19 protein-coding genes and 1 tRNA gene are annotated in these 20,596 nt (G+C 62.0%); 16 read left to right on the top strand and 4 right to left on the bottom strand.

Going from position 1 to position 20,596, the window contains the following annotated elements; genetic code table 11:
* Positions 1-77 precede the first annotated feature (77 nt).
* The 5 genes from bioB (at position 78) to WA070_RS12930 (ending at position 4,931) form a co-directional block, all read left to right on the top strand.
* Positions 78-1,091 (top strand): biotin synthase BioB, encoded by a 1,014-nt coding sequence (bioB, locus tag WA070_RS12950; protein WP_422634340.1) that lies wholly within the window; start codon positions 78-80, stop codon positions 1,089-1,091.
* 124 nt (positions 1,092-1,215) lie between these two features.
* Entirely contained in the window at positions 1,216-1,581 is a 366-nt protein-coding gene (locus WA070_RS12945; RefSeq protein WP_422634339.1) for a lysozyme inhibitor LprI family protein, read from the top strand.
* A gap of 99 nt (positions 1,582-1,680) precedes the next feature.
* On the top strand, positions 1,681-3,666 hold the full coding sequence (locus WA070_RS12940; protein ID WP_422634338.1) for a biotin carboxylase N-terminal domain-containing protein: 1,986 nt from the start codon (positions 1,681-1,683) through the stop codon (positions 3,664-3,666).
* 63 nt (positions 3,667-3,729) lie between these two features.
* Entirely contained in the window at positions 3,730-4,776 is a 1,047-nt protein-coding gene (gene alr / locus WA070_RS12935; protein ID WP_422634337.1) for an alanine racemase, read from the top strand.
* A gap of 5 nt (positions 4,777-4,781) precedes the next feature.
* Positions 4,782-4,931, top strand: a complete 150-nt coding sequence (locus WA070_RS12930) for a DUF2256 domain-containing protein (protein WP_422634336.1) — start codon at positions 4,782-4,784, stop codon at positions 4,929-4,931.
* Between the two features lie 54 nt (positions 4,932-4,985).
* On the opposite strand, the gene WA070_RS12925 is transcribed toward WA070_RS12930, so the two are convergent.
* Complete coding sequence (locus WA070_RS12925) at positions 4,986-6,158, bottom strand: acetyl-CoA C-acetyltransferase (RefSeq protein ID WP_422634335.1); 1,173 nt, start codon at positions 6,156-6,158, stop codon at positions 4,986-4,988.
* Between the two features lie 49 nt (positions 6,159-6,207).
* On the bottom strand, positions 6,208-7,296 hold the full coding sequence (locus WA070_RS12920) for an alpha/beta hydrolase (RefSeq protein ID WP_422634334.1): 1,089 nt from the start codon (positions 7,294-7,296) through the stop codon (positions 6,208-6,210).
* Between WA070_RS12920 and phaR the strand changes: the two genes are divergently transcribed.
* From phaR to WA070_RS12905, 3 genes are all read left to right on the top strand, one after another.
* Positions 7,295-7,888 carry a polyhydroxyalkanoate synthesis repressor PhaR gene (gene phaR / locus WA070_RS12915; protein WP_422634333.1) on the top strand — a complete coding sequence of 198 codons (594 nt, stop codon included), beginning with the start codon at positions 7,295-7,297 and terminating at the stop codon, positions 7,886-7,888. The genes WA070_RS12920 and phaR overlap by 2 nt on opposite strands.
* Before the next feature lie 20 nt (positions 7,889-7,908).
* Positions 7,909-8,253, top strand: a complete 345-nt coding sequence (locus WA070_RS12910) for a hypothetical protein (RefSeq protein ID WP_422634332.1) — start codon at positions 7,909-7,911, stop codon at positions 8,251-8,253.
* A gap of 89 nt (positions 8,254-8,342) precedes the next feature.
* Positions 8,343-9,869, top strand: coding sequence for an aminoacyl--tRNA ligase-related protein (locus tag WA070_RS12905; RefSeq protein WP_422634331.1), 1,527 nt, complete (start codon positions 8,343-8,345; stop codon positions 9,867-9,869).
* A 110-nt stretch (positions 9,870-9,979) separates the two neighbouring features.
* Here the strand turns inward: WA070_RS12905 and hslU are convergent, their stop codons facing one another.
* A complete protein-coding gene (gene hslU / locus WA070_RS12900) occupies positions 9,980-11,281 on the bottom strand; it encodes an ATP-dependent protease ATPase subunit HslU (protein WP_422634330.1) in 1,302 nt (433 codons plus the stop codon).
* A gap of 44 nt (positions 11,282-11,325) precedes the next feature.
* Complete coding sequence (gene hslV / locus WA070_RS12895; RefSeq protein ID WP_422634329.1) at positions 11,326-11,892, bottom strand: ATP-dependent protease subunit HslV; 567 nt, start codon at positions 11,890-11,892, stop codon at positions 11,326-11,328.
* Between the two features lie 176 nt (positions 11,893-12,068).
* On the opposite strand from hslV, the gene WA070_RS12890 reads away from it, so the two are divergent.
* From WA070_RS12890 to WA070_RS12855, 8 genes are all read left to right on the top strand, one after another.
* A complete protein-coding gene (locus WA070_RS12890) occupies positions 12,069-12,257 on the top strand; it encodes a hypothetical protein (protein WP_422634328.1) in 189 nt (62 codons plus the stop codon).
* A 99-nt stretch (positions 12,258-12,356) separates the two neighbouring features.
* Positions 12,357-12,431: transfer RNA gene (locus tag WA070_RS12885), tRNA-Val, on the top strand.
* A 113-nt stretch (positions 12,432-12,544) separates the two neighbouring features.
* Positions 12,545-14,770, top strand: coding sequence for an alpha/beta fold hydrolase (locus WA070_RS12880; protein WP_422634327.1), 2,226 nt, complete (start codon positions 12,545-12,547; stop codon positions 14,768-14,770).
* A 123-nt stretch (positions 14,771-14,893) separates the two neighbouring features.
* Positions 14,894-15,919, top strand: coding sequence for an aspartate-semialdehyde dehydrogenase (locus tag WA070_RS12875; RefSeq protein ID WP_422634326.1), 1,026 nt, complete (start codon positions 14,894-14,896; stop codon positions 15,917-15,919).
* A gap of 8 nt (positions 15,920-15,927) precedes the next feature.
* Complete coding sequence (locus WA070_RS12870) at positions 15,928-16,611, top strand: DUF2238 domain-containing protein (RefSeq protein ID WP_422634325.1); 684 nt, start codon at positions 15,928-15,930, stop codon at positions 16,609-16,611.
* Positions 16,608-17,381, top strand: coding sequence for an alpha/beta fold hydrolase (locus WA070_RS12865; protein ID WP_422634324.1), 774 nt, complete (start codon positions 16,608-16,610; stop codon positions 17,379-17,381). Before WA070_RS12870 ends, WA070_RS12865 begins: the two co-directional genes overlap by 4 nt.
* Before the next feature lie 58 nt (positions 17,382-17,439).
* On the top strand, positions 17,440-19,341 hold the full coding sequence (locus WA070_RS12860; protein WP_422634323.1) for a M2 family metallopeptidase: 1,902 nt from the start codon (positions 17,440-17,442) through the stop codon (positions 19,339-19,341).
* Positions 19,342-19,372: 31 nt separating this feature from the next.
* Positions 19,373-20,524 (top strand): diguanylate cyclase, encoded by a 1,152-nt coding sequence (locus tag WA070_RS12855; RefSeq protein ID WP_422634322.1) that lies wholly within the window; start codon positions 19,373-19,375, stop codon positions 20,522-20,524.
* Positions 20,525-20,596: the final 72 nt, after the last annotated feature.

Genomic DNA, 20,596 nt, shown 5'->3' with positions numbered 1-20,596 from the left:
GAGCTTGTCGAAGGCGTGACGCTTCGCTTCGCTCAGCGGAAGGCTTCGACTTCGCTCAGCCCGAACGGAGGTAGGGAATGAACGCCATGACAATCGCCCGTAACGACTGGACCCGCGCCGAAATCGCCGCTTTGTTCGACCTGTCCTTCAACGATCTGATGTTCGAGGCGCAGTCGATCCACCGTGCGAATTTCCCGCGTAATGAGGTGCAGCTTTCCACGCTGCTGTCGATCAAGACCGGCGGCTGCCCGGAGGATTGCGGTTACTGCAATCAGTCTGCGTCGGCGGAAAGCGGGCTGAAGGCTGAAAAGCTGATGAGCGTACAGGCGGTGATGCAGGCGGCGGCGCAGGCGAAGGACGCAGGGTCTTCGCGTTTCTGCATGGGTGCGGCATGGCGTAACCCCAAGGAGCGGGACATGCCCGCCATCGTCCAGATGGTGCAGGGCGTGCGCCAGATGGGCATGGAAACCTGCATGACGCTGGGGATGCTGGACGAAAAACAGGCCAAGACTTTGGCCGATGCGGGCCTCGATTATTACAACCATAATATCGACACTTCGCCTGAGCATTATGAGAAGGTGATTACCACCCGGACGTTCGACGACCGGCTGGAAACGCTGGAGAATGTCCGCAATTCGGGTATCAACGTCTGTTCCGGTGGGATCGTGGGGATGGGCGAGACGCGCGAAGATCGTGTAGGCTTCCTGCATGCGCTGGCGGTGCTGCCGACCCATCCGCAGAGCGTGCCGATCAACGCGCTGGTCCCGGTCAAGGGCACGGTGCTGGGCGATATGCTGGCCGACACGCCGCTGGCCAAGATTGACGAGATCGAGTTCGTGCGCACTGTCGCGGTAGCGCGGATCGTGATGCCGGAGAGCATGGTGCGATTGAGCGCGGGGCGTGAGAGCATGTCGGATGCGTGTCAGGCGCTGTGCTTCATGGCGGGCGCGAACAGCATCTTCACCGGCGACAAGTTGCTGACGACCGCGAACGCGGGCGACAATGCGGACGCGACGCTGTTCGCCAAGCTGGGCGTCGTGCCGATGCAGGCTGAGGTGAAGGTTACGATGGAGGCTTTGGCGGCGGAATGATCCAGGCGCCCACCCTCGTCACCCTGGACTTGATACGGGGTCCCGCTGTTATTCTGGCGTTGCGCGCGAAAGAACCGGGATGCCGGATCAAGTCCGGTATGACGGGTATGGGTGAGGTTGCGCCATGCTCCTGATCCTGCTCGCCGCAGCGGCAAGCTGCGCCAATGCGCAAACGCAAAGCCAGATGACGCAATGCGCGGCGCAGGCCTATGCCAGCGCCGATGCGGCTATGACGCGGCAGTGGAAGGTCACTCAAGCGGCGATGAAGCGGTTGGATGCGCGTGACACGTCGCGCGGCGGCGGGTTTGGCTATGCGGCTGCGTTGCTGGCAAGCCAGCGGGCGTGGCTGGCCTATCGCGATAGGCAATGCGTGATCGCAGCGGGAGAATTTGCCGGTGGGTCGATGCAGCCGATGGCGGCGGCGCAGTGCAAGGAACGGTTGACGCATGCGCGGACCAAGGAACTCAAAGCGCTGATCTGGCGCAGGTAACCACAATCGTTCGCGATTAGCGAAGTAAAGTTCAGGTGAAGGCTTGGACTTTGCTCAGCCCGAACGGACATAGATATTTGGACTGGGACAGGGAATATAATGGCAATCACCAAGATCCTGATCGCGAACCGTGGCGAAATTGCGTGCCGGGTCATGCGGACCGCGAAGAAGATGGGCATAAAGACCGTTGCGGTCTATTCCGATGCCGATGCGCGTGCGCCCCATGTATTGATGGCGGACGAGGCGGTGCATATCGGCCCGTCGCCCGCTGCCCAGTCCTATCTGATTGCCGACAAGATCATCGCGGCGTGCAAGGCGACCGGCGCGGACGCGGTTCATCCGGGCTATGGTTTCCTGTCGGAGCGGGAGAGTTTCCGTAAGGCGCTGGACGCGGAAGGCATCATCTTCGTCGGCCCGCCCGCCAATGCGATTGCGGCGATGGGCGACAAGATCGAGTCCAAGAAACTGGCGCTGGCCGCTGGGGTCAATGTCGTGCCGGGATTCGTCGGTGTCATCGACGATACCGAACATGCCGTGCGTATCTCCAACGAGATCGGCTATCCGGTGATGATGAAGGCATCGGCGGGCGGCGGCGGCAAGGGGATGCGGCTGGCCTATGACGAGCAGGACGTGCGCGAAGGGTTTGAGGCGACCAAGCGCGAAGGCTTGAACAGCTTTGGCGATGATCGCGTGTTCATCGAGAAGTTCATCGAAAGCCCACGCCATATCGAAATCCAGATATTGGGCGATCAGCACGGCAATATCGTCTATCTGAACGAACGCGAATGTTCGATCCAGCGTCGGCACCAGAAGGTGGTGGAGGAAGCGCCATCACCCTTCGTCACGCCCAAGATGCGCAAGGCTATGGGTGAGCAGTGCGTCGCGCTGGCCCGCGCGGTTGGCTATTTCAGCGCGGGGACGGTCGAACTGATCGTGTCGGGCGCGGACACGACGGGCGAGGGTTTCTATTTCCTCGAAATGAACACCCGGTTGCAGGTTGAGCATCCTGTGACCGAGGAAATCACCGGCGTCGATCTGGTCGAACAGATGATCCGTGTCGCCAATGGGGAGGCCTTGGCCTTCACGCAGGATGAGGTAAAGATCAACGGTTGGTCGATCGAAAACCGTGTCTATGCCGAAGACCCCTATCGCGGTTTCCTGCCATCGACCGGGCGCCTGATCCGTTACAATCCGCCCGAGGCGCTGGACGGCGTGCGGGTAGACGATGGCGTCGAGGAAGGGGGCGAAGTGTCCATCTTCTACGACCCGATGATCGCCAAGCTGATTACCTGGGCGCCCACGCGGCTGGAGGCGATCGACAAGCAGATCGCGGCGCTCGACCGGTTCGAGATTGAGGGGCCGGGGCATAATATCGATTTCGTGTCCGCGCTGATGCAGCATGAGCGGTTCCGGTCAGGCAACATCACGACCGGCTTCATCGCGGAGGAATATCCCGATGGATTTCAGGGCGCGCCTGCTTCGGGCGAGTTGCTTGCCCGGCTGGCCGCGATCGGGGCGTTCGCCGCGATGGCGCAGGCCGACCGCGCGCGACGGATCGATGGGCAATTGGGCAAGCGCCTGCCTCCTCCTACCGACTGGCAGGTGAAAATCGGCGACGTTCTTCATGATGTCGAAATCGATGGCGATGAAGTGACGGTCGACGGGCAGTCGATGGACATGGCGCTGGAATATACGCCCGGCGACCGGTTGATCGAGGCGGAGTTTGGCGAGGACGATCTGGCCGTGCGCATTGCGCCGATCCGGTCCGGCTTTGTGCTGACGGCCCATGGGGCGAGCCACAAGCTGCGCATATTGCCCGCCCATGCCGCGCGCCATGCCAGCCATATGATCGAAAAGATCCCACCGGACCTGTCACGCTTCCTGATCTGTCCGATGCCGGGCCTGCTGATCGCGCTGCACGTTGCAGAGGGCGATAAGGTGGAAGCAGGTCAACCGCTCGCCGTGATCGAAGCGATGAAGATGGAAAATATCCTGCGCGCGCAAAAAGCGGGCGTGGTGAAATCCGTGTCGGCGGCGCAGGGCGAGAGTCTGGCGGTGGACGCGATTATCCTGGAGATGGAATAGGATCGCGCGAAAGGCCTCACCGCCCTCTCGACGCCTGAACCTGTGCAGGCTATCGGCGGGAGGATGACTGCTTATATCGCTCCGCTGCGCCTTGCCCTTGATGGCGATGCGCTCCTGTCCAACTGGCGATGGCTGGCGGGGCAGGGCGGCAGCGCCGCATGTGGGGCGGCGATCAAGGCGGATGGCTATGGTGTCGGTGCGGTCGAGGTCATGCGTCGGCTGACTGGGGCTGGATGCCGGGATTTCTTCGTGTCGAACTGGGCGGAGGCAGCGGTGCTGGAGCCGTTGCTGTCGGATGACGTCAGCCTGTCTGTGCTGCATGGCGTGCGTGCCGAAGATATGGCACGCGCGTTGGCCTCCCGCGCCCGCCCGACCCTGTCCACGCCGCAACAGGTGGCGCGCTGGCGCGAGGCGGGCGGTGGGCCGTGCGACGTGATGGTCGATACCGGCATGAACCGGCTGGGGCTGGATTGGCGCAGCGACGTTGCAGCGACGGCGGACGGGCTGTCGATCGTGACGCTGATGAGCCATCTGGCGTGCGCGGACGAGGACAGTCCGCTCAATGCCGCGCAGCTTGAACGGTTTCAGGGCGCGCGCGCAGCAGTGCAGGCAGATCGCTATAGCCTGGCGAACAGCGCGGGCATTTGCCTGGGGACCGACTATGCGTTCGACCTTACGCGGCCGGGGCTGGCGCTCTACGGCGGGGTTGCGCGGGCGGGGGCGCGGGATCATATCCGTCCCGTCGTCGCGCCGGAGGCACAGATATTGCAGCGGCGGCGCGTGCTGGCAGGCGATACGATCGGCTATAATGCGACGCATCGCGCCAGCATGGACATGGAGATCGCCATCCTGAACATGGGCTATGCCGATGGTTATCTGCGCGGTTTTTCAGGACGGGGCGCAGCGTGGGCGGACGATGTGCGGTTGCCAGTCGTCGGGCGGGTGTCGATGGATTTGATCGCGGTGGATGTTGGCGCGCGACCTGATGTGGCGGAAGGTGACTGGCTGACGATCGACTATGCGTTGCCGGACGCAGCGCGCGTTTCGGGCCTGTCGCAATATGAACTGCTGACCGGCCTTGGCGCGCGGTTCGACCGGGTCTGGCGCTAATTCCGATGCCACGCGGCGTCGCCAAGCGGGATTTGCCGACCAAGACCTGCCCTGTATGCCAGCGACCTTTTGCCTGGCGCAAGAAATGGGAGCGGGACTGGGATCAGGTCGTCTATTGTTCCGACCGATGTCGTGGAGCGGGGCGCAAGACCTGACATGGAAAAGGCCGCCGCTCCGACAAGAGCAGCGGCCTTTTCATCAAATCAAGATCAGCGTTCGATGCACATGGCGACACCCATGCCGCCGCCGATGCACAGGGTGGCAAGACCCTTTTTCGCGTCGCGCTTGGCCATTTCATAGAGCAATGTCGTCAGTACGCGCGCGCCCGAAGCGCCGATCGGATGGCCGATGGCGATCGCGCCGCCATTGACGTTCACCTTTGCCGCGTCCCAGCCCAGTTCCTTGCCGACCGACAGCGCCTGCGCCGCGAAGGCTTCGTTTGCCTCGATCAGGTCGAGGTCAGCGATCGACCAGCCCGCCTTTTCCAGCGCCTTGCGGCTGGCCGGGGCAGGGCCGATGCCCATGATCGAAGGATCGACGCCGCAGGTCGCAAATCCCGCGATTCGGCCAAGGATGGTCGCGCCCCGTCTGGCGGCATTGTCGGCGGTCATCAGCACCAGCGCGGCGGCGCCATCGTTCAGGCCGCTGGCATTCGCTGCGGTGACAGTGCCGTCCTTCTTGAAGGCGGGCTTGAGCTTTTCCATCGCTTCGATGGTCGCGCCTGCGCGGATATATTCGTCCTGATCGACGATGGTGTCGCCCTTGCGGCCCTTGATCGTTATCGGCACGATTTCATCGGCGAAGCGGCCCGACGCACGCGCCGCTTCGGCCTTGTTCTGGCTGGCGACGGCGAAGATGTCCTGCGCTTCACGGCTGATCTGATATTTTTCGGCCAGATTTTCCGCCGTGATACCCATGTGATAATTGTTGAAGGCGTCGGTCAGGCCATCATGGATCATCGTGTCGATGAGGCTGACGTTGCCCATCTTGCTACCCGCGCGAAGATATTGCGCATGGGGGGCGAGCGACATGCTTTCCTGGCCGCCCGCGATCATGATGTTGGCGTCACCGGCGCGGATCGCCTGCGCCGCGAGCGCCACGGCGCGCAGACCCGATCCGCAAAGCTGATTGATGCCGATGGCGGTGCGTTCGACCGGGATTCCCGCGTTGACGGCCGCCTGACGCGCGGGGTTCTGACCCTGCGCGGCGGTCAGAACCTGACCCAATATCACCTCGTCCACTTCGTCGGGCGCGACGCCCGCCTGCGCCAGAGCGGCGATGATCGCCTGACGCCCCAGTTCGTGCGCCGGGGTCGATCCGAACGCACCCATGAAACTGCCCACGGCGGTGCGTTTGGCGGCGGTGATGACGATGTCTGACAAGGGCTTTATCCTCACTTATTGGTACATGTTTTCGCAGGCGCACATAGCATCATCCGCCATGACTGCAAAGCCATTGGGAAAGCGGCGTCCACAGCGTTTCGCGCGCGCGTCCGCTGACGATCATACCGACGTGCCCTAGCGGAAAACGCCAGTCTTCGGCCAGATCGGGGGCGGCGGCAGCGGGAACGATGCGGTCGGTCGTGGAGCGGATCGAGAGGGTTGGGCAGGTGAGTGCGGCGGGATCGACGCCTGTTCCGCCGACCGTCCACATGCCTTGTCCGCTCGCGTTTGCGGCATAAAGTTGTTCGAATAACTCCCGTGCCGCAGCATAGGTCAGCGGCGGACCGGCGTTGGCCCAATCCTCCACCGCCATGAAGGCGCGCGCGGCGTCCGATCCGTCCGCCATATCGGCGAAGGCAGCATATTTGCGTATGGTCCGCGCCGGGTCCATGGCCCAGAAGCCGGACTGCAACACCTCCATGGGCATGTAGCCAAGCCGCTCGCACACGGGCTTTGCCTCCTGCCAGAGTGTGGCGATCTCCGCCCGGTCGGACGTTGCAAAGCCGTCGAACTGCCACGGCGCGGCAATGGTCGCGAGACCCGCGACGGTGCGCAGCATTGCCGCAGCAAGGGATAATGTTCCACCCAGGCAGTAACCAACCAATATGGGCGGCCGGGGCAGGGTGGCGATGAGGGGGATGAGGCGATCGGTCACATGGCCGGACAGGTCCATGTCGGCATTCTGACGCGATGGAGCGCCCCAATCGACCAGCATCGCGTCATGGCCTGCTGCGGCCATATGGCGCAGCATAGAGCTATGTTGCGCGAGGTCCAGTACCTGCGGCGGGTTGATCAGCGACGGGACGAATATGACAGGAGAGCGCTCGTTATCAACGCCATAGCGCAACAGGCGCGCCTGCCCGACCTGCGCGATGGCTGGCGCGGGGGGGGGGGCGGAAGGCCTTTGCGCTTCCTGATAGCGACGCAGGCCGACGAAGGCCCGTCGTCTCAAATCGGGATCATGCGCCGTTTCGCGCCACAATATGCCGAGAAACAGCGGCAAGGGCCGTGGGCCATGTTGCGGTGCGGCAACGCTCTGTGCTAATGCAACAAGATCAGGTGTGGGAGAGGAATCCATGGCCAAGTCCAAGACCGTCAATGAATCGGAACCGGTCATTATCAAGAAGTACGCTAACAGGCGGCTCTATAATACCGAAACTTCCAGCTATATCACTCTCGACCTGCTTTCGCAGATGACGCGTGAGGGGCGCGAGTTCACTGTGGTCGATGCCAAGAGTGGCGAAGATATAACGCATAACGTCCTGACCCAGATCATCATGGAAGAAGAACAGCGTGGCACCAATATGCTGCCCGTCAACTTCCTGCGTCAGTTGATTTCCATGTATGGTGATTCCATGCAGTCGATGGTGCCGCAATATCTGGAATCATCCATGGACGCATTTCGCAAGAACCAGCTTCAGTTTCAGGAAGCGATGAATGGCGCGTTCGGGGGCGGACCGCTGGCGGAAATCGCCAAGCGCAACATGCAGATGTTCGAGGCGGCGACCAGCGCTTTGAAGGGTGCGGGCGGGATCATGCCGGGCGTACCGGGCATGACTGAAAAACCTGCGTCGGCGCAGGGTGCTGCCGATACGCAGAAAGATGACGAAATCGCCGTGCTGAAGGCGCAGCTTGCCGCGCTGAATGCCAAGATCGACAAACTGGCCTGATATGAGGACGCGGTTCGACCATGGCAAAAGCTGACCGGCTTGAACGGCTCGACGTGCGCCGCGCCGAGATGGAGGACGAATATCGCCTCGCCCTGATCGCCGCTCTTAAGGAGACGGCGGCAGGGCGGTGGGGATTGTTCGACCACCAGAAGGACAAGGCGGCGCGCGCACGGACTGCGCCGGTTGTCGCTACACTGTCGGAAATGGCGGACGACATCGACCGGCTGCGCGATCAATTGGGTCTGGAGCCGTTCGACCTGCATCCATCCTTCATGGCGGCGCGTGGACCGGTGGCGTCCGACGCGGTGGGCGAACCCAAACAGGCGCAGGCGTGGCTGGAAAAGATGGGCGCTGCCGACGCCTGAACCTCTGCGCATCGTCAGGGGTGGACGGGGACGGCGTGCCTGGCCTATTGCGCGCCCATCGACGTTCCTAGCATAGGCAAGCCATTCCCGTGAAACACGCCCTTTCCGTCACCCGCGAACAGGATTTTTCCGCCTGGTATCAGGCCGTCATTACGGAGGCCGACCTGGCCGAGGAAAGTGGCGTGCGCGGTTGCATGGTCATCCGGCCATGGGGCTATGGCATATGGGAACGCATCCAGACGTTGCTCGACGCGCGGATCAAGGCGACAGGGCATGAAAATTGCTATTTCCCGCTGTTCATCCCGCTGTCCTATTTCGAAAAGGAAGCCGAGCATGTCGACGGCTTTGCCAAGGAAATGGCGGTCGTCACGCATCACCGGCTGATCCAGAAGGACGGCAAGCTGGTGCCGGACCCCGACGCGAAGCTGGAGGAGCCGCTGGTCGTGCGCCCGACGTCGGAAACGGTGATCGGCGCGGCGTTCAGCCGCTGGGTCCAGTCATGGCGCGACCTGCCCGTCCTCATCAATCAATGGGCCAACGTCGTACGCTGGGAAATGCGCACCCGCATGTTCCTGCGCACCACAGAATTTCTGTGGCAGGAAGGGCATACCGCGCACGCCACCGTCGATGAGGCGATGGAAGAGACGATGAAGATGCTCGAAGTCTATCGCAGCTTCGCGCAGGATTGCGTCGCCATGCCAGTGGTGGCCGGCGAGAAGCCGGAGAATGAACGCTTCCCCGGTGCGGTCGCGACCTATTCGATCGAAGCGATCATGCAGGACGGCAAGGCGTTGCAGGCGGGCACGTCACATTTCCTGGGCACGACCTTTTCGGCGGCGCAGAACATCAAGTTTCAGAATGCGGAAGGGCAACAGGAACTGGCGCAGACGACCAGTTGGGGCATGTCCACGCGGATGATCGGCGGCCTCATCATGGTGCATGGCGACGATGACGGCTTGCGCGTGCCGCCGCGCGTCGCGCCCTATCAGATTGTCGTGGTGCCGATGTTGCGCGACAATGATGAGGATGCCGCGATTCTGGACTATTGCGGCGAACTGGTGGCGTCGCTGAACGACCTGGACGTGTTCCGCGAACCGGTGCGCGCGCTGCTGGACCGTCGTCCGGCCAAGGCGGCAACCAAGCGCTGGGGCTGGGTCAAGAAGGGCGCGCCGATCGTCATCGAAGTGGGCGGGCGCGACGTCGCTGGCGGCAATGTGTCGGTGATCCGCCGCGACCGGCTGTATCGTGCAGACGGCAAGCTGGACAGCGTGGTTGTTGCTAAGGGCGACTTCGTGAGTGGCGCGGCGGCGATGCTGGAGGATATTCAGGCGTCGCTGTTTGCGGACGCCAAGGGGCGACTGGACAGCGCGATCGACCGTTCGATCGGATCGCTGGACGACCTCAAAGCCTATTTCGACGCGAGCGCCAAGCCCGGCTGGGCGGAAGTGCAATGGGCCAAGCCGACTGGCGCGGCGCTGGACAAGGTGGTGCAGTGGCTCAAGGGCGAGAAGCTGACTTTGCGCAACGTGCCGCTGGACGCGGCAGCGGCGGATGGTGTGTGCGTGTTTACGGGTGAGCCTGCAGTAGAGCGGGTGCTGGTGGGGCGGAGTTATTGAGCCTATGACATATGTGCTCCCGCGAAGGCGGGAGCCTAGTTCCGACCATCGTGGCTTAACGCAGTGTCCGGACTGGGTTCCCGCCTTCGCAGCGACACGGCTATTTCGTATTACAAAACATATCTGCTCAAATCCGTATCGCGCGATACCTCACCCAGCTGGCTTTCCACATAAGCCGCGTCGATCAGCAGCGTTTCTCCCTGACGATCCTCCGCGTGGAAGCTGACGTCTTCCAGCAGCTTTTCCATCACCGTCTGCAAACGACGTGCGCCGATATTTTCGACCTGGGCGTTTACTTCGGCGGCGATTTTGGCGACTTTGCCGATGCCGTCGGGGGTCAGGTCTATGGTGACGCCTTCGGTCGCCAGCAGCGCCTTATATTGCATGACGAGGCTGGCTTTTGTGTCGGAGAGGATTGCGACGAAATCTTCTTCGGTCAGCGCCTGTAGTTCCACGCGGATGGGCAGGCGGCCCTGCAGTTCAGGCAGCAGGTCGCTGGGCTTGGCGACGTGGAACGCGCCGCTCGCGATGAAGAGTATGTGGTCGGTTTTGAGCGGGCCATATTTGGTGGACACGGTCGTCCCCTCTATCAGGGGCAGCAGGTCGCGCTGCACACCTTCGCGGCTGACCGAGCCACCGCGCACGTCGCTGACCGCGATCTTGTCGATCTCGTCCAGAAACACGATGCCATTCTGTTCCGCGCTGGTGATGGCGGCGCGGGCGACATCGTCCTGATCCAGCCGCTTGTCCTGCTCTTCCTCGACCAGTTTGTCCCATGCTTCGGCAACCCGCATCTTGCGGCGCTTCTTCTGTTGCTGGCCGAACGCCTTGGACATCATGTCCGACAGGTTGATCATGCCGACCTGACCGCCCATGCCGGGGATTTCCATGGGCATGGAGGGCGTGTCGGCCACTTCGACCTCGACCTCCACTTCGTTCATCTGGTCGTTTTCGATTTTCTGGCGGAACGAAAGCCGGGTCGCTTCGCTCGCATCCTTGCCCGTTAGCGCATCCAGCAGCCGGGCCATGGCGGCTTCGGATGCGGCTTCGCGCACGACGTCGCGGCGGCGGTCCTTTTCCAGACGCACGGCGTCCTCGACCAGATCGCGGACGATCTGTTCGACGTCGCGGCCGACATAGCCGACTTCGGTGAACTTGGTCGCCTCTACCTTGACGAAAGGCGCATCGGCCAGTTTGGCGAGGCGGCGGCTGATCTCCGTCTTTCCGCAGCCTGTCGGCCCGATCATGAGGATATTCTTGGGCGTTACCTCGTCGCGCAGGTCGGCGGACAGGTGCTGGCGACGCCAGCGATTGCGCAGCGCCACGGCGACGGCGCGCTTGGCGTCCTTTTGCCCGATGATATGCGCGTCGAGCGCGGCGACGATGGCTTTGGGGGTCAGATTGTCGTTCATTTCAAGACTCCCCCCTCCCTTTCAAGGGAGGGGCTATTGATTGGTCAGGTTGCGCTATCGAGTGTTTCGATCGTCAACTGGTCGTTCGTGTAGACGCAAATGTCGGCCGCGACGGCCATCGCCTTGCGCGCCAGCGTTTCCGCATCCGCCTCATAATCGACCAGAGCGCGGGCAGCGGCGAGGGCGAAATTACCGCCCGATCCGATCGCCGCGACCCCGCCGACCGGCTCCAGCACATCGCCATTGCCCGTCAGGATCAGCGTCACATCCTTATCCGCGACGATCATCATCGCTTCCAGGTTGCGGAGATATTTGTCGGTGCGCCAGTCCTTGGCCAGTTCAACGGCAGCGCGCATCAACTGGCCATTGAAGCGTTCCAGCTTGGCCTCCAATCGTTCGAACAGGGTGAAGGCGTCTGCCGTGGCCCCGGCGAAACCGCCGATCACTGATCCGTCATGCAGGCGGCGGACTTTGCGGGCATTGGGTTTCATGACTGTCTGGCCCATGGAAACCTGACCGTCGCCCGCGACGACGACCTTTCCATTTTTGCGGACGGACATGATGGTGGTGCCGTGCCAGACCGGCATGTCGTTACGATTTCTGTCGTTCATGACGCGGGATATGGGACGCGCCGTGGCCGGGCGCAAGACACATTGGACACCGCGCCAAAGCGTGTCATTTCAGCGCTATTTTGTTACAGATCGTTCACAAACCAATGTCGATCAATTGACATATTGCAGCGCAGCATCGAATATCTGCTTCCACTTAAATAAGGGGCAGGACGCGCATGACACTCAAAGCCCTGGCACAGGAAAAAGTCGAGCGCGCCGGCATTTCCAACTATTCATTCGATCAGGAAGATCTGATCATGTGCGGCGTGCGCTATACGCTGGAAGCCTGCATGTGTGGCGAAAGCGATTGCGACGGCGTTCGGCTGCGCAAGAATAGCCAGATTGTCCGACGGGTTTTGCAATAACCATAGGGGGCTGCCGCTTCATCGGATTTTCGAACGCCTGCCCTCCCTGTGCTTGACAGCGAAGCGCGCCAATGCCAATGGCGCCTCCTCCTTTTAAAGGGGCGCGTAGCTCAGTGGTAGAGCACACCCTTCACACGGGTGGGGTCGCAGGTTCAATCCCTGCCGCGCCCACCATGATCCCGGCGATCATGGCAGGACAGATTATTTCCCGGCATTGATCTTTTCTTAGTCGTGACGCTAGACTTGCGCGGTGACGCGGCGCGTTCGTGCCGACCGAAAGGATGACCATGCCTGCCTATCTGAAAAGCGGCGCTGCGCTTGGCGCGCTGCTGCTGTGCCTTGCCCCCGCCTATGCCCAGGACAAGCTGACGCTGGAGCGCGTGTTCGCCAGTCCTGATCTGGCCGGGCCGCAGCCGCGCGCGCTCAAACTGTCGCCAGATGGATCGCTCGTCACGCTGTTGAAGCCGCGCCCGGATGAGAAGGAACGGCTCGACCTGTGGGCAATCGACAGCGCGACTGGCGCGCAGCGGATGCTGGTGGATTCCAAAAAGACCGGTAGCGGCGCGGATCTTTCCGAAGCGGAAAAGATGCAGCGGGAGCGGGATCGGTCAGTCGCGGGCAGTAGTGGAATCACCAGCTATGACTGGGCACCCGATGGCAAGAGCATATTGGTGCCGGTCGATGGCGACCTGTATCTGGCCGCATTGGACGGAAAAGTCACGCGGTTGACCGATACGCCCGACGGGGAACTCAACGGCGTGGTCAGTCCAAGGGGCGGCTTCGTGTCGTTCGTTCGGCGCGGCAACCTGTTTGTCCAGCCGGTGGGAGGCAAGGAACGGCAGGTCACGCAGGGAGCGAGCGATACGGTCAATTGGGGTGTAGCGGAGTTTGTCGCGCAGGAGGAAATGGACCGGCGCACCGGCTATTGGTGGTCGCCCGACGACGCGATGATTGCGGTAGCGAGGGTGGACGAAAGCCCGGTCGGTATCGTCACCCGCACGGCGATCGGCGGGGAGGGGACCAAAGTCTATCAACAGCGCTATCCCGCCGCCGGCACGTCCAACGCGATCGTCGATCTCTACGTCATGAAGGCGGATGGATCGGGCCGGGTGAAGGTCGATCTGGGGGCGGATACGAACGTATATCTGGCGCGGGTCGACTGGTCGAAAGACGGGCGGACGCTCTATGTCCAGCGTGAAACGCGCGACCAGAAGCGGCTCGACCTGCTGGCAGTAGACCCCGCCACCGGCAAGGCGCGGGTTGTGCTGAGCGAAACGGCGAAAAGCTGGATCAACCTCAACAACAATTTCCATGCTTTGAAGGACGGCAGCTTTCTGTGGTGGTCGGAACGGACCGGCCATGGCCATCTCTATCATATACGCGGCGGCACATGGACCGCGCTGACGAGCGGCGATTGGGAGGTGCGCGATGTGGTGGGCGTGGATGAGGCACGCGGCCTCGTCTATTTCACCGGCAATCGCGAAACGCCGATCGAACAGCAGCTCTATGTCGCGCCGTTGAACAAGAAGGGCGCGGCTAGGGCGCTGACGGCGGCGGGCTGGTGGAACGACGCGGTGATGGATGGCGCGGCCAGTAAGGTCGTGGTGACGCGGCAGAATAGCGACCAGCCCAAGCAGGTCTATCTGGCCGACAATGGCGGCAAGCGGCTGCAATGGCTGTCGGAAAATGCGCTGAGCGGCGCACATCCTTACGCCCCCTATGTCGCCAGCCATGTGAAAACGACGTTCGGCACGATCAAGGCGTCCGATGGGAGCACGCTCTACACCAAGATCATGACCCCGCCGATCGAACCGGGTAAACGCTATCCAGTGTTCATGATCCATTATGGCGGGCCGGGCGGCGGGCGGCAGGTGACGAACCAGTGGAGCGGCGCGCTCAATCAATATCTGGTGGATCAGGGCTGGATCGTCTTTGCGGTCGACAATCGCGGCACGCCCGATCGCGGCAAGGCGTTCGAGGATCATCTCTATCGCGCCATGGGTACGGTCGAGGTCGAGGATCAGTTGAAGGGCGTCGATTGGCTGAAAGCCCAGCCGTTCGTCGATCCCAAACGCATTGCTACTTATGGCTGGTCCTATGGTGGTTATATGTCGCTCAAGCTGCTGGAGAAAGCGCCCGGCGTTTTCGCCGCCGCGATTGCGGGCGCGCCCGTGACGAAATGGGAACTGTATGACACCCATTATACCGAACGCTATCTGGGCCAGCCGCAGGACAAGTCCAGCGCCTATCCTGCGTCGGATGCGGTGGACGAGGCGGTCAAGATCGCCGATCCGCTGCTGCTGATCCACGGCATGTCCGACGACAATGTCGTGTTCGACAATGCAACCGCACTGATGGCCAAGATGCAGCGGGCGGCGGTGCCGTTCGAGATGATGGCCTATCCCGGCCAGACGCACCGGGTGGGCGGACCGGGGATCAGCGAGCATCTGTGGCGCACGATTGAGGATTTTCTGGCCCGGCATAAGGTGTCGCCGGAAGATGCGGAACGGTAGTAGCGTAACGTCGTGACGCGATAGCTGGGCTTGTCCGCAACAAACGGCTTGCCACTGGACAAAATACGCAACGGCGTTATGGCGCGCACTCCGCAATGCAAGCATCGAGTGGAGTGTTCAGTCATGGGTTACAGGGTCGTCGTCGTTGGTGCCACCGGGAATGTGGGCCGCGAAATGCTGACCATTCTCGCCGAGCGCGAGTTCCCGATTGACGAGATCGCCGCCGTCGCTTCGTCGCGCTCGCAAGGGCTGACCATCGATTTCGGTGACAGTGGCAAGACGATGAAATGCCAGAATATCGAGCATTTCGATTTCACCGGATGGGACATCGCCCTGTTCGCCGTGGGCAGCAGCGCGACGGCGGAATATGCGCCTAAGGCGGCGGCGGCTGGCTGCGTCGTGATCGACAACAGCTCGCTCTATCGCATGGACCCGGACGTGCCATTGATCGTGCCCGAAGTGAACCCGGACGCGATCGATGGGTACAAGCGCAAGAACATCATCGCCAACCCCAATTGCTCGACCGCACAGATGGTCGTGGCGTTGAAGCCGCTGCATGACTTCGCGAAGATCAAGCGCGTCGTCGTCGCAACCTACCAGTCGGTGTCGGGCGCGGGCAAGGCGGGCATGGACGAACTGTTCGAGCAGAGCCGCAACATCTTCGTGGGCGATCCGGCGGAACCTAAGAAGTTCACCAAGCAGATCGCGTTCAACGTGATCCCGCATATCGACAGCTTCCTGGACGACGGTTCGACCAAGGAAGAGTGGAAGATGGTGGCCGAAACCAAGAAGATTTTGGACCCCAAGATCAAGCTGACCGCGACCTGCGTGCGCGTGCCGGTGTTCGTCGGGCACTCCGAAGCCATCAACATCGAGTTCGAGAACGAGATTTCCGCCAAGGAGGCGCAGGACATATTGCGTGAAGCGCCCGGCATCATGCTGGTCGATAAGCGTGAGGACGGCGGATATATCACGCCGATCGAATGTGTCGGCGACTTCGCGACTTTCATCAGCCGCGTGCGCGAAGATTCGACCGTCGACAATGGCATCAACCTGTGGTGCGTCAGCGACAATCTGCGCAAGGGCGCGGCGCTGAACGCCGTGCAGATTGCCGAACTGCTGGGCCGTCGTCACCTCAAGAAGGGCTGAGGCCTTTCATGATTTCCGGCGCTGTTGCTGTGTGGAACGCCGTTCCGCTCGAGCAGCGCCGGATGATCCTGCTGCTGGTCGGCGCGATCGCGATCGCCAATATCGCGCAGCCCTATCCCGATCTCGCCCCGCTTCAGCATGGACCAACGGTGGCGCTGGTCCTTGCCGCGCCATGGGTTTTGCGCCGATGGCCGCTATCGACCGCCGCGGTCGCCTGCATCTGGATATTCCTGTTGCTCCACACATTGGGCGCGCGGTGGATTTACTCCTATGTGCCGTATGACGATTGGGCGCGGGCGATCAGCGGGCATGATGTGTCCAGCCTGCTGGGTGCAACCCGCAACTTCTATGACCGGATCGTCCATTTTGCATTCGGGGCATTGCTGACCCTGCCGATATCGGAAAGCGCACAGCGACGCGGCGGCCTGCGCAAGGGCTGGAGTCTCGCCTTCGCCTTTGCCGCCATCGGCCTTGGCAGCGCGCTCTATGAGATATTCGAATGGCTGCTGACCATCCTCGCCGCTGGCGACACCGCCGATTATTATAATGGCCAACAAGGCGATATCTGGGACGCGCAAAAGGACATGGCGGTCGCGCAGTTGGGCAGCGCAGTCGCAGTGATCGTGCTCTTGCGTCGTCGGGGCCAAGCCCATATCGGCAGTCCGCCCGCGCCAGAGAAGGACCAGCCATGAACGACCTGAAGATCGAACGCCACGACATCGAAGGTCTGGGCGGCCTGCCGATCGCGGTGCATGTCGCGCAGCCGGACGGCGCAGCGACGCGCGATCTGGTGCTGATCCACGGTTATTTTTCCAACGCGCAGACCAACTGGATTCGCTACGGCCATGCGGCAAAGCTGGTGGCGGCTGGCTTTCGCGTCATCATGCCTGACCTGCGCGGCCATGGCGAAAGCGGCAAGCCGCATGACCCGGCGGCCTATCCGCCCGACGCGCTGACCGACGACGGGCTGGCTCTGGTCGAACAGATGGGGCTGACCGACTATGATCTTGGCGGCTATTCGCTCGGCGCACGCACAACCGTCAGGATGCTGGCGCGCGGGGCGACTCCGCGTCGCGTCATTCTGGCAGGGATGGGCTTGCGCGGGCTGGTGCAATCGCTCGACAATGGCGGTTATTACAGGAATGTCCTGACCAACCTCGGCACGTTCGAACGCGGCACGTCGCAATGGATGACCGAAGCGTTCCTGAAAACGACCAAGGGCGATCCGGTGGCTCTGCTGCACATCCTCAACACCTTCGTCGATACGCCGGAAGCAACGATCGCCGCGATCCAGCAGCCCACGGAAATAATTTGCGGTGCGGACGACACGGATAATGGAGTTGCGCAGGAACTGGCGCAAACATTGCCGAACGGGCGTTATGTCGAGGTTCCGGGCAATCATATGAACGCCGTCACACGCAAGGAACTGGGGCAGGCGATGGTCGATTTCCTGACGGCTTGACTGCATCGCACCGCCAAGTCACCTTCCCCCTCATAAGCCTATCCAGAGGGGAAAATTCGTGAAAATCGCTATCTCTTTCGCTGCCATGGCGGTGGCGCTCGTCGCATCGCCTGTGATGGCGCAGCAGACCCCGACCGCAGCGCCGGTCGCGTCAACGCCACCTACCACTGCGGAAGCGGAAGCCTTTCTGGCCAAGGCGGAAAAGGCGATGTTCGATCAATCGCTGATCTCCAATCCAGCCGACTGGATCAACGCCACCTATATCAGCGAAGACAGCGATGCGGTCGCCGCCTATTTCGGGTCGATCCGCACGACCATGAATGTCGATTACGCACTGGAGGCGGCGAAATATGCGACTGCGCCCGGCCTGTCGGCGGAAACCAGACGTCGGCTCGACCTGCTGCGCACCGCGCTGACGCTACCCGCGCCCACGACGCCCGGCGCGGCGCAGGAGTTGAATACCATCTCCACCCGGCTCCAGTCCACCTATGGCAAGGGGAAGGGAACGCTCCACGGCCAGCCGATCAACGGCAGCGACATCGAAGAGAAGATGGGGACCAGCCGCAACCCCGAAGAACTCAAGGAAATGTGGGTTAGCTGGCATGACAATGTCGGCGCACCGATGCGCGGCGACTATACCAAGCTGGTGAGCATCGCCAATGCAGGCGCAAAGGAACTGGGCTTTGCCGATACCGGCGCGATGTGGCGGTCCAAATATGACATGCCTGCCGATGATTTCGCCAAGCTGACCGACAAGATATGGGCAGAGGTAAAGCCGCTTTACGACGAACTCCACTGCTACACCCGCACCAAGCTGAACGAGAAATATGGCGAAGCGGTGCAACCGGCAAGCGGCCCGATCCGCGCCGACCTGCTGGGCAATATGTGGGCGCAGGAATGGGGCAATATCTATGATCTGGTCGCGCCCAAGGGGGCGGGCGATCTGGGCTATGACGTAGGCGATCTGCTCAAGGCCAAGGGCTATGTCGAAACCCGGCCCGGTCAGGTGGATGGCCCGGACACGCCCGAAAAGCAGCGGCGCGGCTATTGGGAAAAGCAGATGTTCAACATCGGCGAGGGCTTTTATTCCTCGCTTGGCCTCGCGCCACTGCCTGCCACTTTCTGGGACCGCACGCAGTTCATCAAGCCGCTGGATCGCGAAGTCGTGTGCCACGCATCCGCCTGGGATCTGGACAATAAGGACGACCTGCGCGTCAAAATGTGTACTAAGGTCAACAGCGACGATTTCGTGACGCTGCATCATGAGCTGGGTCATAATTATTACCAGCGCGCCTATAACAAACATCCTTATCTTTATCTCGACGGCGCGAACGATGGCTTCCACGAAGCGATCGGCGATTTCGTCGCGCTGTCGATCACGCCCGACTATCTGGTGAAGATCGGCCTGCTGGACGCGGCCAAGGTGCCGGGCGCAGACAAGGATATGGGCCTGCTGCTGCGTCAGGCGATGGACAAGGTCGCGTTCCTGCCCTTTGGCCTGCTGATCGACAAATGGCGGTGGGGCGTGTTCGACGGGTCCATCCCGGCCAGCCAGTATGAAAAGGGCTGGACCGACCTGCGCCTGCAATATCAGGGCATCATTCCCCCGGTGTCCCGCGATGAAACGAAATTCGACGCGGGCGGCAAATATCATATCCCCGGCAACACGCCCTATACCCGCTATTTCCTGGCGCGGATCCTGCAATTCCAATTCTATGAAGCCGCATGCAAACAGGCCGGGTGGAAAGGGCCGCTGCATCGCTGTTCCTTCTACGGAAACAAGGATGTAGGCGCGAAACTGAACGCCATGCTGGAAATGGGCGCGTCCAAGCCATGGCCCGATGCGCTGCAAGCCTTTACCGGCACCCGGCAGATTTCGGGCAAGGCGATGACCGCCTATTTCGCGCCATTGCAAAAATGGCTGGTGCAACAGAATAAGGGCAAGTCATGCGGCTGGTAATGCTCAATTAAAAACAGTAGAGGGCCAGTCCGTGAGTCCCGCCGTCATCATCATCGCCCTGCTATTCTTCACCAGCGCCATCATGACTGTGGCGATGGGGATCGCATGGGTGCATTTCGGGCGTCAGCGACATGTGCTCAGCTGGGCTTTGTCCTACAGCGCGGCGATGGTGCAGTGGCTGGCCAATGCGGGCGGCGTGATCTTCAATAGCGGTGTGCTCATGTCGGTGACGGCGGTCTGCATCGTCATCAGCGGCACGCTGGTCCTGGTGGGGGTCCATCAGCGTGCCGGGCGCACCGTGCCCTGGCGCTGGCTGGTCATCGCAGGGTGCATGGCGGCGGCGGGCAGTTCATATGCAGCGATGATCGGCGATCGTCCGGTGCAAGCCATTATCGTGCCCGGTTACGTCGGACTGCTGATGATCCATGCGGCGGCGACCCTGTGGCCGCGCGATCGTCGGTTCAGCGCGCCAGAGGCAGCGCTTTTCGTCATGTTCCTGCTCTTCGCCCTGTTCGAGATGGCTTTGGTCGTCACTGCGGCGAAAGGCATCGGACAAGCGCCAGCGCAAGGACTTGCGGTTTATCGCGCTGTGCTGGGTCTTGGTTTGCCTTCCATCTATGTTGGCATCGGCGTAGCCGCCGTGCTGGTCGTCGCGGGTGACCTGGCGCACCTGCTGGGTCGGCAGATGCGGCACGATCCGCTGACCAACGTGCTGAACCGGCGTGGGCTGGAAGAAGCCGCGCTGAGCGCCATAGCCAGCGCACGCCGCTATAACCGTCCGCTGGCACTGGTGGTGTGCGATCTGGACGGGTTCAAGGCGCTGAACGATGGTCATGGCCACATTGCCGGGGACAGCGCGCTGCGCGGCTTTGCCCAGTTGCTGACCAAGGCGGTGCGGCGGGGCGACATCGTTGCGCGCATGGGCGGTGATGAATTCGGCCTGCTGCTGGCCGAAACAGACGATGCCGCCGCCGCCGATGTGATGGAGCGGGTAAGGGCGGAAATCGCCTGTCTCGTCCTGCCGGGCGCCCCGCATGCCAAACTGAACGCCAGTTTTGGCGTGACTCAGATGACGGCGACCGACGAGCAGTTGGACGACATGGTCGCCCGCGCCGACGCCGCGCTCTACGCCGCCAAGCGTGAGGGCAAGGACCGCGTCGCCATCTGGCGCGCTGCGGCATGAGCATCAGCAATCGGGAAGCATAACCGCTCTACCCACATCCGTTCGCTTCGAGCCTGTCGAGAAGTCGTGGCG

Origin of the sequence: Sphingobium sp., assembly GCF_049304695.1 — a bacterium.
Classification (GTDB): Bacteria; Pseudomonadota; Alphaproteobacteria; order Sphingomonadales; family Sphingomonadaceae; genus Sphingobium.
This window is presented reverse-complemented; position numbering and strand designations above follow the sequence as displayed.

What these genes read in the sequence shown, in the direction of transcription:
- bioB (WP_422634340.1), top strand. Translation starts at nt 78, where the DNA reads ATGAACGCCATGACAATCGCCCGTAACGACTGGACCCGCGCCGAAATC.
- WA070_RS12945 (WP_422634339.1), top strand. Translation starts at nt 1,216, where the DNA reads ATGCTCCTGATCCTGCTCGCCGCAGCGGCAAGCTGCGCCAATGCGCAA.
- WA070_RS12940 (WP_422634338.1), top strand. Translation starts at nt 1,681, where the DNA reads ATGGCAATCACCAAGATCCTGATCGCGAACCGTGGCGAAATTGCGTGC.
- alr (WP_422634337.1), top strand. Translation starts at nt 3,730, where the DNA reads ATGACTGCTTATATCGCTCCGCTGCGCCTTGCCCTTGATGGCGATGCG.
- WA070_RS12930 (WP_422634336.1), top strand. Translation starts at nt 4,782, where the DNA reads ATGCCACGCGGCGTCGCCAAGCGGGATTTGCCGACCAAGACCTGCCCT.
- phaR (WP_422634333.1), top strand. Translation starts at nt 7,295, where the DNA reads ATGGCCAAGTCCAAGACCGTCAATGAATCGGAACCGGTCATTATCAAG.
- WA070_RS12920 (WP_422634334.1), bottom strand. Translation starts at nt 7,296, where the DNA reads ATGGATTCCTCTCCCACACCTGATCTTGTTGCATTAGCACAGAGCGTT.
- WA070_RS12910 (WP_422634332.1), top strand. Translation starts at nt 7,909, where the DNA reads ATGGCAAAAGCTGACCGGCTTGAACGGCTCGACGTGCGCCGCGCCGAG.
- hslU (WP_422634330.1), bottom strand. Translation starts at nt 11,281, where the DNA reads ATGAACGACAATCTGACCCCCAAAGCCATCGTCGCCGCGCTCGACGCG.
- hslV (WP_422634329.1), bottom strand. Translation starts at nt 11,892, where the DNA reads ATGAACGACAGAAATCGTAACGACATGCCGGTCTGGCACGGCACCACC.
- WA070_RS12890 (WP_422634328.1), top strand. Translation starts at nt 12,069, where the DNA reads ATGACACTCAAAGCCCTGGCACAGGAAAAAGTCGAGCGCGCCGGCATT.
- WA070_RS12880 (WP_422634327.1), top strand. Translation starts at nt 12,545, where the DNA reads ATGCCTGCCTATCTGAAAAGCGGCGCTGCGCTTGGCGCGCTGCTGCTG.
- WA070_RS12875 (WP_422634326.1), top strand. Translation starts at nt 14,894, where the DNA reads ATGGGTTACAGGGTCGTCGTCGTTGGTGCCACCGGGAATGTGGGCCGC.
- WA070_RS12870 (WP_422634325.1), top strand. Translation starts at nt 15,928, where the DNA reads ATGATTTCCGGCGCTGTTGCTGTGTGGAACGCCGTTCCGCTCGAGCAG.
- WA070_RS12865 (WP_422634324.1), top strand. Translation starts at nt 16,608, where the DNA reads ATGAACGACCTGAAGATCGAACGCCACGACATCGAAGGTCTGGGCGGC.